Genomic DNA, 16297 nt, shown 5'->3' on the forward strand with positions numbered 1-16297 from the left:
GTTCTGGGCGCCATGGTGCTGAGCACAGCGGCCGGAGACATGCCGCGACCATGCCCTGAGGGGGACCGCCTGGGGTGCCGCCACATCTGGCGGATCGGCATCCCCGACCTCCTCGCCGCTCGAGATGCGCCCGGATGACCCCGGGAGCACCCTGAGAGAGGGACGTCTCATCGACTCGGCTTCGCGTCAGGTGCAAGAAACCCAGACCTACGGACATCACCATGCCCCTGCGCCCGTTCCTCACGCCCCGTACCGTGCCGGCCGCGCTCGCCGGCGCCGCACTCGCCGTCCTGCTGACGGCACCCGCCGCGCCCGCGGCCCCGGCCGAACCGGCCGCCCACGTCCGGGCCGCCACGCTGTCGATCCCCGCCATAGGGGTGTCCGGGCTGCCCGTGGTCCCGTACCCGGGCAGCCCCGACGACGCGCCGGGCACCCGGATCCAGGATCAGGGTGTGGCCGCCAGCCCGTACGGCCCCGGCGGCGGGGTCGGCCCCGGCGACGTGGGCAACTACATCGTCACCGGGCACCGCGTAGCGGCGGGCGGCCCCCTGCGGGCGCTGCCCTCGCTACCGCCGGGCGCATCCGTGTTCGTCACCGCCGGCGGTGTGACGTACGAGTACACGATCACCGGGACCCGGACGACCTCCTTCCGGTCGCAGGCCTCCATGGACGCGCAGCGCGCCGCCGTCCCGGGCTCCCCCGGCGCCGCCCCCACGCGCGCGATGATCACCGTGACCACCTGCCTGACACCCGAGGACGACGCGGCGGGCAACTTCTGGCGCGACGCGCAGAACAACCCCGAACACCGCATCGACAAGATCGGCGTCCTGACCGCCACCGAACCCTGACCCTGAATCACCAGGGAACCGCATCACCGCGCGGGTGAGAACGCCTTCACCCTCACACCGGTGTCGCAGATGCGCACCGCCGTCTTCGTCCCGCTCGTGGTCGTGAAAGCGGGGGTGAGGGGCCGGGATTCGCCGGGCGGGACGACATCGAGGCCGGTGACCGATTCGCACTCGTCGAGGTCGGTGAAGGTGAGCGCGGCGGAAGCGGAATCGCCAGGGGCGAGGGTGAACTTCTCGGCCTCGGTGGCCGATCCGGCCCAGTCCACCGGCAGCTCGGTCCGGCCGGTCCCGCTCGTGAAGAGGAGGGAGGGGAAGCCGCGCACCGTGCACGAGCCGGTGCCGGTGTTGGTGATCACGATCGAGGCCCGGCCCTGACCGGTACCGCGTGCCACGGCCGTCAGGTTCTTCGTACGGCAGTGATCGGCGGCCGGACTGGGGAGGGAGTCGGCTCCGAAGAGCACCCCGGCGGGTGGGGAGGACGCCCCGCCACCGCCCCCGCTCGCGTCGGCACTCGACGAGCTCAAGTCCGCACCCGAGCCCGAGTCCGCACCCGAGCCGGAGGCGGAAGCCGAGGCGGAGTCCGCACCCGAACCCGCACCCGCACCCGCACCCGCACCCGAGCCGATTCCCGCCGCCTCCTCCTCGGCTCCGGACGACGAGCACCCTGCCGCGCCGGCGAGCAGCAGGACCGTGACAACGGAGATCAATGGTCGACGCATGGCTCCTGCTGATGGTTCGAACGGATTCACGGACCCGGTGCCGTAGGCGTGAGCGTATTGCATAGAATCACCGGCGATCATGTTCACCGGCGCTGTGCAGGGCACCGCCTCAGGGGGAAGGCACGCCTGTGCACCCGAGTGACAGCAACACGGGCACCGACGGGATACGTCGCAGGCGGTTCCTGGGCGCGGGAGCCGTCACGCTGGGCGCCGCGGGTGCGGCCGCCGCCGGGCAGTTGCTGACGGGCAACGCCTCGGCGTCCGTCGGCGGGGCGACCGCCCCGGCCGGTGCCGGTACCGCGGTGAGCGGCACGGTCTTCAAGCTGGGCGTCGCCTCCGGCGATCCGCTGCCCACCGCGATCGTGCTGTGGACCAGGGTGGTGCCGGCACAGCAGGGCAGCTCCGGCATCCTGGCCCCCACCGTCGCGGTGAGCTGGGAGCTCGCCTCGGACAGCGGCTTCACCACGATCGTCAAGAGCGGGACGGCGACGGCGACCAGCAGCCTCGGCTACAGCGTCCACGTGGACGTCAAGGGCCTGACCCCGGCCACGGACTACTGGTACCGGTTCACGGCGCTGGGCCGCACCTCGATCACCGGCCGGACCCGTACCGCGCCCGCTGCCGGGGACACCCCCGAGAACCTGCGGATCGCGCTCGCCTCCTGCCAGAACTGGCAGCACGGCTACTTCACCGCCTACCGGGACATGCTCGAACAGCGGCCGGATCTCGTGCTGTTCGTCGGCGACTACATCTACGAGAGCTCGGCCTACTCCTATCGCGTACGCCGCCACGAAGGCGCGGGCCAGCCCGTCACGCTCGCCCAGTACCGTGCCCGGCACGAGCAGTACAACACCGACCCGGACCTTCAGGCGATGCGCGCCGCGGCACCCTTCGTCGTGGTCTTCGACGACCACGAGGTGGAGCAGGACTGGGCCGGTGACGTGGCGAACGACCCCGTCGCCTGGCCCGCGGCGAAGTTCCGGGCGCGCCGTGCGGCCGCCTTCCAGGCCTTCTACGAGCACATGCCGATCCGTGCCGCGCAGAAGCCCAGCGGCCCGGACGTCCTGATGTACCGCTCGCTCGACTTCGGCCCGCTGGCCCGGCTGCATGTCCTGGACACCCGGCAGTACCGCGACGACCAGGCGACCACCTCCGCCGGGGCCTTGAAGACCGGCCGGGTCATCATGGGCGACACCCAGCGCGACTGGCTGGTGAACAGCATGCGCACCTCCGGCGCGCGGTGGAACCTGGTCGCCTCCCAGGTGATGATGGCGGAGACGGACTTCCTCGCGGGTGTGGGCAAGGAGTGGTCGTACGACGCCTGGGACGGATACCAGAAGGAACGCGCCACCCTGCTCGCCGAGTTCCAGGACATCCGCAACCCCGTGGTGCTGTCCGGCGACAGGCACCGCACCATCGTCAGCGACCTCAAGCTGGACTTCGCCGACGCGGCGTCGACGGTGGTCGGCGCGGAGTTCGTCGGGACCTCCATATCCAGCAACGGCGACGAGGATCTGACGGCCTTCGCGGCCGAGTGGGCGCCCAAACTGGCGGACAACCCGCACTGGAAGATCATGGACGCCCGGCGCGGCTATCTGCTCTTCGACATCACCGAGGACCGTATCGACGCCCGGCTGCGGGCGATCTCCACCGTACTGACCAAGGACGGCACGACCACCACGGCCGCGACCTTCCGGGTGGAGAACGGTGTGCCGGGCGTCCACCAGCTCGGTGTCCCGACCGAGTCCTCGGCGAGCGGCACCGCGAGCGCGAGCGCGGAGGAGTCCGCGGGACCGACGGACACGGCCGCCCCGGCGGAGACGGACGCGACGGCGGATCCCGCGCAGTCGGCCGAGCCGACGGAGTCGGCCACGGACCCGGCCACCGCGCCCGTGTCGCCCTCCACCACGCAGTCCCCGAGCGACGCCGCCTCCGACGTCTCCGCCACCCCCTGACCTTCCGGGAGAGAACGTGTTCACCACCCGCCCCCGGCGGCGCGACCGCAGCCCCGGACATCGGCGCTCCCCCGTCATGAAGGCATCGGTGCTGGCAGCCACGGTGGCGGTGCTCGCGACGGGCGTCTTCGTGTTGCTGCCCACCGACGCGGACGCCACCGCCCCGGCGCGCGGCGACTTCGACGCGGACGGCACGTCCGACCTGATCTACCGCAATGTCGCGGGCCAGCTGTATCTCAACACGGGCTCGTCCGAGACCATGGCCCTCGACTCGGACGTCGCCAAGGCCAAGGACGTCCTGACCCCGGGCGACCTCGACTCGGACGGCGTCCAGGATGTGCTGACCCTCAGCGCGAGCGGCGTGCTGTACTTCCATTCCGGCGTCTACGCCCGCACCCCCGGTGGCCTCGGCTCGTACCGTACGGTCGCGTCCGGCTGGCAGATCTACAACAAGGTCGCCGCCCCCGGCGACCTCAGCGGCGACGGCAAGGCCGACCTGCTGGCCCGTACTCCTGGCGGCTCGCTCTACTTCTACCCCGGCAAGGGCACGGGCGCCTTCGGCAGCCGTGTGCTGGTCGGCTCCGGCTGGCAGCAGTACGACGAACTGATCGGCGCCGGTGACCTGACCGGCGACGGCATCGGCGACGTCCTGGCCCGCACCCCGGCCGGCGTCCTCTATCGCTACCCCGGCAAGAAGGGCGGCACCTTCGGCACCCGGGTCAAGGACTCGAAGACCGAGTGGGCGTCGTACAACCAGATCATCGGTGGCGGCGACTGGGACGGCAACGGCAAGACCGACCTGCTGGCCAGGGACTTCTCCGGCGCCCTGTGGTTCTACCCGGGCACCGGCAAGGGCACCTTCGGCACCCGGTCCGCCCGCAGCAAGGGCTGGGGCAAGGTCACGCAGTTCGCGGGCGCCGGCAACAATCCGCACTTCGGCAAGTTCGGGACCATGGCCCGTACGACGGCCGGAAGCGTCTACAGCTACGAGGTGACCGGCACCGGCACGCTGACCGGCAAGCTTCTGGTCGGCGACGCCTGGCCGTCCGCCACCACCCGCCTCGCGTACGCCTCCTCGCTCCGCCAGAACGGCCTCGCCGACCTGGTCGTGCAGTCCGTCAGCAGCGGCCAGTTGACCAACCCGGCGTTCTACGCCCTCTCGGACCCCAAACTCGCCACCGGCTCCACCTCCTACAACCGGGTCGTCGGCCCCGGCGATCTGACCGGGGACGGCAAGGGCGACCTGCTGGCCGTGACCACCTCCGGCACGCTCTACCTCTACGCGGGCGACGGCTCCGGCACCTCCGTCGGCTCCCGCGTCACGGTCGGCACCGGCTGGCAGCGCTACAACGCCGTGGTCGGCGCGGGCGACTTCACCGGCGACGGCCGCCCCGACCTGCTGGCCCGGGACACCGCCGGCGTCCTGTGGCGCTACGCGGGCACCGGCAGCGCGTCCGCCCCGTTCTCGGCCCGGGTGAAGGTGGGCTCCGGGTGGCAGCAGTTCAAGAAGGTGTTCTCACCGGGCGACGCCAACGGCGACGGCAAGGCCGACCTCATGGCCACGAACTCCTCCGGTGCGCTGTACTTCTACGCGGGCACCGGCACCGGCGGCTTCAAGTCCCGTGTCACCAAGGCCACCAGCGGCTGGAGCACCTGGGCCGACCTGCTGTGAGGTGCCGGCCCCGTGACCGGCACCTCGCTCAGGAGCAGCTCAGCTGGGCGTTGACGTCCGCCCGGGTCATCACCTTCCCCGTGTAGGTCATGAACTCGCCCTTCCCCAGCCGGGCGCCCTTGAGTCGGGAGAGGTCGATCCAGCCGTCCCTCCCGTCCTCCTCCGTGCCGCCGGTCTTCTCGACGACGGCGACGTAGAAGCCGTCGGGCAGCTCGCCGCGCAGGGGCTGTTCCTCCTCGGCGAAGCCGGCATCGCCGCCCACTTCGAAGAGGCCCTGCTCCGTCTCGGCCGAGCGCGCGCCGTGCGCCTTCCACAGGGTCGTGAAGTCGTCGTCGTCCGCGTAGATCTCCGCTCCCGAGACGGTGTACCCCGGGCAGATCGGATACGCGACCACGAGGCCGCCCTCCGGGCCGCGGGCGTATCCGAAGTCCGGGGGGTCCGGTGCCTGCGTGTGGCAGCCGGCGGTGACGGCGATCACGGCGATCGCCGTCACCAGGGCGAGTGCGGGCTTGCTCAGGGACACGGGAGGTAGCCGCCGTCGCCGAGATCCGCGTCGATCTCGAAGCTGTTCGTACACGCGTCGGTGCCTTCCTGGAAGTAGTCCCACGCCATCCTGAGGCCCAGGTCGTCCCACTGTTTCATGTGCACGCGTTCGTGCTTGAGGCGTTCCTTGGTCGAGAACTCCGGATCGTAGCCCGTCACGTAGGTGCTGCCGATGGTCGTGCCGCCCCTGCCGAAGAGCCAGGACGAGCTGGTCTTGCACATGGTCAGGCCCTGGTGCTTGGAGCAGTCGAGGTCGCTGCCCAGGACGGAGGCGACCACGAAGTATCCGCCGCCGGCCACGTCGGCCTGCGTCTTCTGCCCGAGCAGCTTCTCGCTCAGCTTCTCGAACATGCCGCATCCGTGCCCGCCCTCGCAGGTGAAGGGGCCGCCGTCGAAGTCCTTTCCGCCACCGCCCCTGTTCAGGTACTTCGCCTGGAGCGTGAAGAGTTTCTCCTGGCAGTCCTTGTCGCAGTCGTCGGGCAGGGACCACTCGGGGATGGCCAGCATCGCCGCGGAGTTCGGCAACTGGTATCCCTGGACGAGCGACTGAAGGGCCGCCATCTCCGCGATGTGCTTGGCGTTGACCCATTGCTGGTAGTAGATCTTCGCCACGCAGGCCGAGTCGCAGTAGTTGCCGCTCGCGTCCTTGTGGGTCTTGCCCGGCTGGCCGAGGGTGATGCCGTTGCCGTCGTGGGTGGCGGGTTCCGGCATGGGGTCGCCGTCGTCGGGGCAGTCCGCCTCGCCCGGCACCCCGCACAGGAGCGCCAGGCCCGACGGGTCGGAGCCGGTCACCGGGTTCTGGGCGGCGTAGCTGTAGCCGTTCATCGTCTGCGGGACGTCGACCTGGAGCGCGGGGTCGACGCTGAGGAACTGGCCCGTCGACGGGTCGTACTCCCGTGCCCCGATGTGGGTCAGGCCGGTGCCGGTGTCGGTGGGCTTGCCGAGGAAGCCCTTGTCGTCGGGCCAGACGCCGGTCGTCGCCCCCCGGCCCGCGCCGAAGGGGGTGGTGTAGCGCTTGGTCAGGGTCTGGCCGGCGTCGGCGCCGATGGCGACGGTGCCGGTGGCGTGGTGGTCGGCGGCCAGGAAGCTGAGCTTCTCCGCGCCGGACTGGTTGGTGCGGACGGCGATGGTGGCTCCGGCGACCGTGTAGGTCCGGTTGGCCCACTTCTGGCCCGCCTTGAGGTGGACCTCGGTGGCGCCGAGGTGGAGGACGGTCTCGCCGCCGCTCGCGTTGTCGCGGCGGATGAGGAGTTGACCGTCGGCGTCGTAGAGGTACCCGGTGGCTGTGGTGCCCTCGGTCAGCCTGGCCAGCTTGCCCTCGCTGTTCCACTCCAGGCTCTGCCCGGTGGTGGAACCGGCCTTCTCGACGCGCTTCTCGGTGTTGCCGGTGTCGTCGTAGGTGTACTGCGCGGCCACCCCGGTGCAGGTGGTGCCGGTCGTGGTGGCGGTGAGCGCGTGCGGGCGGGTGGTGTCGTTGTAGCAGGAGGTGGTGGTGACCGGGGTGGCCGTGTTCTGCTTCTCGGTCCTGCGCTGCCCGCCGGCCGTGTACGTGTACGACGTCCAGTACGGTGCCGGGCCGCCCAGGTTGGCGACGGTCCGTCCGGAGGCGGCGCAGTCGGCGGTCTTCGGCGTCCAGGCCTCGGCCAGCCGGCGCTGGGCGTCGTGGGCGAAGCACTGGTTGTCGGTGCCGGTGCCGATGTCGGCGCCGTCGAGGACGGAGGTGACGTTGCCGGCCTGGTCGTAGGTGTAGGTGAGGTCCTGGACGGGGCCGCGGGTCTGGTCGTCGACGGCAGCGTTGAGCAGCCGGCCGGTGCCCTTCTCGTAGGTGTTGGTGAGGAAGACGCGCTTGGTGCCGGTCGCGGTGCCGAGTTGCAGCTGGCCGACCTGGCCGAGTGCGGTGTAGTCGGCGGCGAGGAGGTAGCCGGTCGCGCCGGAGAGTTCGTTCGCGAGGCCGGCGGCGTTGTAGCGGGTCTCCACGGTCTCGGCGGCCAGGCCGCCGGCGGCGGGCTCCTTGGTGCTGCCGACCGTGCCGTCGAGCCGGTACGACGTCTCGAAGGTGCTGGTCGCCGCGATGGCACCGGAGGTCACCAGCGGATCGTCGGACGGCAGCGTCAGCGTGCCGGCGGTGACCCGTCCGAGGGTGTCGTAGGTGGTGGTCTGCCGGGTGTACGCCTTGCCGCCCTGGTACCGGGTGGCCGCGGTGGGCAGGCCCTTGCGGACGCTGTCGAAGGTCCAGGAGGCGAGTCTGTTCGCGTCGGTGCGGTCGGTCTGCCACATGCCCGTGGTGCGGCCGAGCTCGTCGTAGGCGTAGAGCAGGATCCGGTCCTCGTCGTCCTGGCTGGTGTCGATCTGGTCGAGGTCGGTGTAGGTGGTGAGGGTGGTGCCCTTGTCCGGGTCGACGGCCTTCACCTGGCGCCCGAAGAGGTCGTACGTGGTGGACCACGCGCTGTCGTCCGGGCCGGTGACGGTCTCCTGCTTGCCGTCGGCCGTGTAGGTCTGGCGGACCCGGGTGTAGGAGGTGCCGGTGGCCGAGCCGTACTGGGTGTCGTTCGGCTGGGTGCCGGCGTAGGTGCGGGTCTCCGTGGTGCGGCCGAAGACGTCGGTGACGGTGCGGGTGGCGTTGCCGCCGGCCACCGCGCTGGTGGCCGTGGAGTCACCGGTGTAGGTCGTGGTCGTGCTCCCCTTCCCGACCCCGTCGACGAGGAGGGTCGACTTCACGGCCCGGCCGGCGCCGTCGAACTCCGTCACCGTCTGGCTGCCTCCGCCGTACGGCGTCTGGGCGTAGGTGCCGGTGGGGGCGGTGGTCTGGTCGTAGACGTCCGCGTACGTCTCGTAGGCCAGGCCGCGGCTGTCGTAGCGGGTGTCGGTCAGGACGCGGCCGCCCTGCGGTGACGGGCGCTGGATCTGGACGGGTCTCAGCTGTGAGTCGTGCAGCGAGTAGGTCGTGCTGTAGGTGGTGCCGTCGGCCTTGAGCGTGGCCACGGACGTCCAGGGGGCCTTGTCGCGTTCCAGGCCGTAGCCGTACTTCACGTTCGGTGTGTCGTTGCCCGACTTGGAGCGGTTGGGCAGCCAGGTCGCGGTGACGCGGCCGAGGGAGTCGTAGGTGTGCTCGGTGCGCGCCGTGTTCTGGTCGAGGACGTAGCTCTCGGCGCCGCGCGCCGGGTCGTAGACCGTGGTGGTCTGGTGGGCCTGGCCGTTGGAGGCGAGCTTCGGCCTGGTGACCACCTTGGTGCCCAGCGGGCCGGCGGCGGCCGGGAAGTAGGCGGTGGTCGTGGTGCGGCCCTTGGCGTCCGTCACGCCGAGCGGCCGGCCGAGTTTCGCGGCAGCCGTGTCGTACGTGGTCGTGGTGACGGTCTGCCAGCCGGTGGTGGGCAGGGGGTGGCGCTCGGCGGTGCCGGAGGCGGCCGGGTAGGCCTTCGCCCGGCCCGACCAGGTGGCCAGGCCCAGCGTCGGGACCTGGTCGGGGGACCAGCCGGTGGCCGCCGGGTTGTCGTACACCGTCGCGGTGTCGGAGAGGACGTCGCCGCGGGTGGCCGGGCCGGCCGGCAGGGAGAGCGAGGCGTCCGTGGTCGCGCAGGTTCTCGCGACCGTGCGGGTGCGCGAGACGAGCGCGGTCAGGCCCTTGGCGTCGTTGCGGGCGTACCAGGTGCGGGTGCAGGTCTCGTCTCCGGTGGCCGTCCAGTCGCCGTGGTTCTCGACCGTGGTCACCATGCCGTACGTCGTGTCGTAGGTGAAGGAGGTCGCGGCCTGGCGCCAGGTGCGGGCGGCCGTGAGGTAGGTGTGGCTGTAGGAGCGGGCCGTTCTGACGAAGTACGCCTTGACGTCGGCGTACGACTTCTGCTGGCTCGCGGTCCGCTCGGCCCACAGGTTGTTGACGGTGGTCGAGATCGCGGTGGCGCCGTCGTAGACGATCTCCTGGCGCAGTTGACCGGAGAACTGGTCGTGGTCGGTGACGTCGGCGATGTCGAGGTTGTCGGTCGTGACGGCACTGGTGTTGTCGAGGTCGATGCCGGGGACTGTGGCCGACCTGGTCGTGCCGTCCTTGCGTCGGTCGCCGTTCATGCCCCGCATGAACAGCTTGACGGTCTTGGACCGGGTGGCGCCAGCCTCACCGGTGTAGGCGGTGACCTTCTGGTAGCCGCGCCAGACCGACCAGGTGCGCTCCTTCTCCTTGGTGAAGGGGCTGTCGTTGTAGTGCCAGCCGGGGTTCGCGTAGTCGTACGTCGTCTGGGTGCCGGGGTTGCCGGCGCCCGGGTCGTTGGTGGTGATCGCGGTGACGCGGTACTTGTGGAACCAGTCCAGTTGCGGGTCGCCGCCGTTGACGTTCCAGTACACCGGGTAGCAGGGGAGGTCGTTGTCGTCCTCGGCCGCGGGCATCCGGCCGCCGCGCACGCACTCGGGGTCGGAGAAGGTGACCGCGGTGATCGCGCCGGTCTCGGACACGACGGACGCGATGCGCGGACGGGTCAGTGCCAGGATGTCGTCGCTGGTGGAGTCGACCCGGTTGGGGCGCTGCTGGTAGGTGAACTCGACGGGCGGCAGGGCGATGTCGGAGCCGTTCTTGCCGGTGCGCCTGAGCGACTTCAGGACGAGGACCTGGTCGGAGCTGTTGCCGATGTCCTGGCCGTCGTAGAACTCCTGCTCCAGCGTGTACGAGTCGACGGGCAGGAAGGCGTCGGGTTCGGCGGCGCGGGACCAGAAGTGGGTGCCGATGCCCGTGAGCCGCTTGCGGGTGAAGAAGCCGGGGCCGGTCGCCTTGCAGTCGTCCTCGTCCGCCGAGCAGATCCCGTCGAACGGGACGTCCGGCCAGTCGTCGGCGGTGTCCTCGGTCAGCGAGGAGCAGTCGGAGGCGGTGCACCGCTCCTTGTAGGTGTAGGTCACCTTGTCGGAGGCGGGCGCGGTGAACAGGGTGTCGCGGCGCTGGCCGTAGCGGATCTCGTCGAGGTACCCGCCGCGCGTGTAGGAGGCCAGGGCCGTCTTGTCGCCGTTCTTGGCGTAGTGGTTCGTCTCGGCGGTGTACCAGTAGGTGGCGGCGTTGCCGTGGACGTCCTCGATCAGGTCGAGGTTCCAGCGCCAGGCCTGCGTCCGGGCGCGGTTCTTGAATTCGCTGCCCGCGTCGTAGCCGGGTTCGCCGCTGTCGTCGCCGAAGACCGGGACCGTCCATACGGAGTGGGTGCGTTCGCTGCCCGCGCCGGGCAGTTTGTTCAGGCCGAAGGTGTAGGCCGTGCCGTCGCCGGTCACCAGCGTCCAGTACTCGCCGTCCGCGTCGCCGTTGTCGGCGTCGGTGTGGCGGACGACCTTGGAGGCGTCGTCGCCCTTGAGGTGCCACTGGCCGGTGGTGTCGTCCTTGACCAGCTCGTTCGCCTTGCCGTTGAGCACCAGGGACGCGTTGTCGTACTTCCAGCACAGGTCGTGCTTGTCGGTCTGGCCGTCGTCGTCGCAGGAGCCGTAGGTGCGGGTGACGTACGACGAGGTCAGGTCGAAGCCCTCGCCCGCCAGGGAGGACTGGTTGTTGGTGTTGGCGGACCGCCCGTCGACGCTGCCGGAGTCGTACGACAGCGTGACGACGGGTACCGGGCCGGCGGCCGCCGGGGGCACGGTGATCGGGTACGACCAGGAGAAGGAGCCCGAGGAGGCGCCGGCCTCCCAGCTGGAGGAGGCCGACAGCGGCGTGGCCGCGAAGTCGCCGCTGCCCGCGGTGGAAGCGGTCGCGGAGGTGGCCGTCACCGCCATGACGGTGGGGGCCGCGCCCGCCAGCGTCGTCCGCGCGGTGAGCCGCTCGCCGGTGACGTCGTTGGTGGACGCCACCGGGGTGGCGGTGCGGCAGGCCGGCTTCCGCGGGGTGGTCAGCGCGCAGGCGGGGAGGGTGACCAGGCCGAGGCGGGAGGCCCAGTCGCCGCCGACGGCGGAGGCGAACGAGCCGTAGTCGACGGTGAGCCGCGCGGCGCCGGGCTTCGCCGTGCCGACGGTGAACACGACCCCGGTGACGCCGGCCGCGCGGGCCGCGTCCTGTCCGAGGACGCGCACGGTGGCCTCGCCGGAGGCCTTCGCGCCCTTGGCCGCCGATGCCGTACCGACGGAGACGAACCGGCCGTCCGCGGTGGGGTGTTCCGTGACGGGGCTCTTGCGCGTCGAGGGCGCGGGCCAGGAGGTCCGGCGTTCGGCGCGGGCCGCGTCGACGCGCTTCTGGTCGGCCTTCTTCTGTTGACTCACCTTGCCGCGCGCGGCCTTGGCCTGGGGTGTGGTGATCGTCCGCACTTCGGCCGGCTTCACGCCGGGTACGGCGGGGCGGCCCGGTGCCTCGGCCGCGGCGGCGACCGGGACCAGGACGGCGGGGACCGACAGCACGGTGGCCAGCGCGACGGTGAGGGCCGCGCGTCCGAGGCGGCGCGGCCGGGGCGAGGGGGGAGACGCGGAAGGGGACGGCCGGGACAGGGAGGGAAACGGGCGCAACAACACGGATCGCTCTCCAGGGAGGGGGTGGCCGACGCGGCGGCCTGGTGTCTGGGGGATCGGAGATGACGACGACCGCGCCGGGCGGGGCCTGACGGGGCCCCGCCCGGGCACTGGTCGTCCAGGTGCCGGCCGGTCAGTAGCCGATGAGGGTCTCGACCTGGGTCGCGTCGGTCACCGCGCCCGCCCACAGGCGGATGTCGGTGATCCGTCCGGGCAGCTGGCCGCCCCACGCGCCGGCGAGGTAGCCCTTGCCCACGGCGAACTCCCCGCTGCCGGCCGAGGCCGTGTAGGCGAGGGCGTCGCCCTGTCGTGCGCTGCCGACGAACAGGGTGATCTCCCGGGCGTGCGCGTCGTACGCGCCGACCAGACCGACCTCGCTGTCCAGCACGGCCGCCTCGTCGCTGACGACGGAGGTGCCGCTGCCGTCGGCGGTGAGCCGGCCGAAGTGCCAGCGGGCGGTCACCACCGGGATGGTCACGGGCAGCCCGTTCTCGTCGAGCACCGGGTTGCCGTCGTCGTCCAGCACCGGCTCGTCGGTCGTGCCGGTCTTCTCCACCCACAGGCTCCACGAGGAGCCGGTCGCGGTGCGCTGGCCGAGGACCTGGGCGCGGTAGCCGTCCGGTTTGCCGACGAGCGCCTTGGTGTCGACGTCCGCGGTGGTGGCGACGGTGAACGAGCCGGTGTCGGACACCAGCGGCCGGGCCGCCGTCGCCGCGCCCGCGGTGCCGTCCAGCACGAGCGCCTCGCCGTCCAGGGACGCGCCCGAGGACGACAGCGTCAGGTTGTTGCCGTAGCCGGACTGGTCGGTGAGCGTGGTGCCGGTGGCGCCCTGCGGCGTGTACCGCGCGACGAGTTCGGCGTAGGCCTTGCCGTCGGCGTCCACCGGGGCGGCGTCCCTGGCGATCGCCACGGGCAGCTTCACGTCCTGCCACACCGTGACCTCGTCCACCTCGCCGGGGAACGGGTCGACATAGGAGCCCCGGTACTTCACCCGGCCGATCTGCAGCGGGCCCGCCGCCGACCAGGCCCCCGTGGTCAGGGTGTCGGTGCCCTGGGGCACTCCGTCGACGTAGAGGGCGAGCGTCCTGGCGGTGGTGTCGACCACGGCGGCCAGGTGCGTCCACACCTTCGTCTGCGGGGCGTCCAGCGAGTCGACCCGCTGGTTGTCGAGCGAGGTGGTCGCCGCGTCGGCGTCCGCGAGGCGCAGGCACCAGCGGTTCACGCCGGAGCAGTAGCCCAGGAAGAACGGGCTGTAGTACGTGCCGTCCTGGCCCAGCGCCGTCGCGTGGGCGGCGGTGGAGTCCAGTCGCACCCATGCCGCCACGGTGTACGACGCCTGCGTCTCGAGCACCTTCGCGGCGGTCGCGGCGTAGGAGGTGCCGCCGACCCGCAGCGCCTTGTCCTCGCTCTCCGTCCCGTTCTCGGTGACCACGCCGCGGCGGCCGGTCGTCACGCGGGTCGCGCCGCTGACGCCGGCGTCGTCGCGCAGGGCGGCGTTCGTGCCGGCGGAGACGTCCACGGCGGCGCCGGACGCCTCGTTGAACGTCCACTTGCCGACCGGGCCGTCGCCCTCGTCGACCAGGAACCGGACCTTGTTCTGTCCCGTCCTCCCGGCCGAGTCCTTGGTCATGACCTCCAGGGTGATGGTGCCCGAGTCGACCGGGGTGACGGTCTCGGTGACCGTCGCGCCCGGCTTCCACGGCCGCCAGGCGGTGTCCGTGGACAGTTTGTAGGCGTAGGCGGTGTTCGTGTCCCCGGCGGCCGGGCCGAACGTGACCGTGCCGGACCTGCCCGGGGCTCCGGAGGGGGTGCACGCGCCCGGCACACACTCCTTGTAGGTGCTCGTGAAGGTGATCGTCGGCGGCTTCGGCGCACTGCTGTCGACGGTGAAGTAGCAGAAGGGGGTCGCCGTACCGCCCAGGATGCTGTCGCCGCTGTTGTAGTACGAGCGGGTCCAGGCACGGTAGCGGTACTGCTTGCCGTCGGCGAGGGCGGCGTCCCATGTCTTGTTCAGGTCGTGGTTGTCACCCACGTAGCCACTGGTCGGGCTCTCCGAGCCGGTCGCGGGCTCTTTCGCGTCGGACCAGGTGCCGTCCGTGTTCTTCACGTCCAGGTCGAAGTAGACGCGCAGGGAGGCGGAGGACTCGCCGCCGGCGACGGTCTGCGGGGTGGCCGCGAGGTTCGGGGTGGGGTCGGACCACATGGTGGGCGCCGAGGCGCTCTTGGAGCAGATCTGGTTGGTGCCGGTCTCCAGCCCGTACTCCGTGGGCACGGCCGGCTTGCCGACGTACACCACGTCGATGACCGCGTCGTCGTCGAACCGCTTCCAGGCGATGGCGTCGGACTCGTCCTTCGCCTTCAGCATCAGTGTCAGGGTGCTGAACTTGCCGTCCGCGAACGCCTTCACGGTCGACGTCAGGTTCTCGTCGGTCTCCTCCGGGTTGTCGTTGAACTCGATGGCCGCGCGCGGCTGCGACGGACTGCACGCGCTGCCGCGGCCCGCCGAGACGTACCGGTCGCCCATCTGGTCCCAGGAGTTGTCCGACTTCGGGCCGCCCGGCCCGGGCCATTTCGACGACGACGAGATGCCGTCGGTGCGCTCCAGGTCCACCCAGCGCGCGTCGCAGGAGAAGGACCAGGTCTCCGTCACCGCGAACGTCGCGTCGAGGACCTGTTTGCCCTTGAGCTTGCCGGGCGTGAACTCGAAGTACATGCGGTTGGTGTAGGCGCTGCCCGCGGTGCAGTAGTAGCGGACCCCGCCGATCACGGCGGAGCCGCAGCGGCCGACGCTCATGCCGTTGTCGCCGCCGGAGAAGTTGTAGAAGGAATCGCCGTCCGAGGAGAGAACCGTCCGCTCGGACTCGTTCATCTCCACCGACGGATCGATGTAGAGCGGGAGTTCGGCGCTGGTCGTGTCCGCGATGAGAGCGGGGTCGGGGACGACCGTGACCTGGGTCTGCGTCACGTCCACGTCCATCACGGCGGCCTCGTCCCCGACGCCGGGTCCGGCGAGCGGGTCGCCCTCCTCGACGGGGCCGGCAGGGCGGTCCTCGGCCTCGGGGGCCGCGGACGGCGCCGACGGCGTCTCCGTCGCGGACGTCCCGGCGAGCGGCCGGACCGCGAGGCTCTGCGCGCTGACGCCCTCCCCGTCGTCGGCCGGACCGGCGGAGTTCCACATGCGGGCCGACGGCGAGCGGAAGACGATCCGGCCGTTGCCGTCGACGGCCTCCATGCTCCCGGCCGCGCCCTCGCGCACCCGGAGCCCCTCGGCCTTCATCGCGTACTCCAGCGACGCGAGTCCGGGGTCCTTCGCCGCTTCCAGCGACTCGACCTCCAGCACCTGCCGGAAGCCCTCCACGGTCGCCGTCAGGATCAGGTTCACATCGGGGCGTACGTCCTCGTAGACGGCCCGTGTGCCGTCCAGGCGCGGCTCCGGCAGCTTCCCGGGCCAGCCCAGGCTGACCGACCGGCCGTCCTCGGCGATCGTCACCAATTCCTTGCCGTCACCGCCGCCGGAGAACGACAGGTCCACCGCGGCCGCTTTCGGGCCGATCGATCCGTCCGCCCGTTTCTCCAGCGTCGCGTCCGGTGCCGTCCAGCCGCCGCCGGGCTTTTCCACGCGCACGGGAACGATGGACTTTCGGAGGGTGTACGTCTTTCCGTCCGGATTGGCGAACACCGTTTCGCGCTCGGTGCGCTCCCCCACGATCTCGACCCGTTCACCGGAGTCGGCCGCCTGCTGTTGCGCGCGTTCCGACTCCGACACTCCGGCGTTCTCCGCGGCAGCCGCTGTCTGCGATGTCCCCAAAGGATCGAGCGACGGAACCGTCGCCATCACGACAAGCGCCGTCAGCCAGGCTAAGCCGCTCCGGCGCCTTCCGACGCCTCTTCGGGCATGCCTTTCACGGTCCCCCATTACCCCGCCCCTCGCTCATGTGATCGACACAGGCGGGGCACATCCCACACGGGAAGGTGAACTTCGGTCAAGCCAAAAGCAAAGCCCGGGACGGCAGGGGGTTGAGGGTTCCCAGTGGATTCACGAAATAAACCATGCCTAGGTAAGGAATCGGCCAATACCCTTCACTCCGATTCACCGCCTTTCGC

At 71.2% G+C, this 16297-nt stretch carries 7 protein-coding genes; 3 read left to right on the forward strand and 4 right to left on the reverse strand.

From position 1 onward, the window contains the following. The first annotated feature begins 221 nt into the window (after positions 1–221). Positions 222–848, forward strand: coding sequence for a sortase domain-containing protein (locus IE275_RS33670; RefSeq protein ID WP_189716247.1), 627 nt, complete (start codon positions 222–224; stop codon positions 846–848). A gap of 23 nt (positions 849–871) precedes the next feature. Here the strand turns inward: IE275_RS33670 and IE275_RS33675 are convergent, their stop codons facing one another. Further along, positions 872–1567, reverse strand: coding sequence for a DUF4232 domain-containing protein (locus IE275_RS33675; RefSeq protein ID WP_189716249.1), 696 nt, complete (start codon positions 1565–1567; stop codon positions 872–874). Between the two features lie 128 nt (positions 1568–1695). On the opposite strand from IE275_RS33675, the gene IE275_RS33680 reads away from it, so the two are divergent. Next, positions 1696–3522 carry an alkaline phosphatase D family protein gene (locus tag IE275_RS33680; protein WP_229870827.1) on the forward strand — a complete coding sequence of 609 codons (1827 nt, stop codon included), beginning with the start codon at positions 1696–1698 and terminating at the stop codon, positions 3520–3522. Between the two features lie 16 nt (positions 3523–3538). Beyond that, positions 3539–5194, forward strand: a complete 1656-nt coding sequence (locus tag IE275_RS33685; protein WP_189716251.1) for an FG-GAP-like repeat-containing protein — start codon at positions 3539–3541, stop codon at positions 5192–5194. Positions 5195–5222: 28 nt separating this feature from the next. Here the strand turns inward: IE275_RS33685 and IE275_RS33690 are convergent, their stop codons facing one another. From IE275_RS33690 to IE275_RS33700, 3 genes are all read right to left on the reverse strand, one after another. After that, positions 5223–5717 (reverse strand): hypothetical protein, encoded by a 495-nt coding sequence (locus IE275_RS33690; RefSeq protein WP_189716253.1) that lies wholly within the window; start codon positions 5715–5717, stop codon positions 5223–5225. Beyond that, complete coding sequence (locus tag IE275_RS33695; protein WP_229870828.1) at positions 5708–12196, reverse strand: RHS repeat domain-containing protein; 6489 nt, start codon at positions 12194–12196, stop codon at positions 5708–5710. The genes IE275_RS33690 and IE275_RS33695 overlap by 10 nt, the downstream gene beginning before the upstream one ends. 130 nt (positions 12197–12326) lie before the next feature. After that, positions 12327–15959, reverse strand: coding sequence for a laminin G domain-containing protein (locus IE275_RS33700; RefSeq protein WP_308435725.1), 3633 nt, complete (start codon positions 15957–15959; stop codon positions 12327–12329). Positions 15960–16297 lie beyond the last annotated feature (338 nt).

This window comes from Streptomyces phaeofaciens, from assembly GCF_014648915.1.
Taxonomy (GTDB): Bacteria; Actinomycetota; Actinomycetes; order Streptomycetales; family Streptomycetaceae; genus Streptomyces; species Streptomyces phaeofaciens.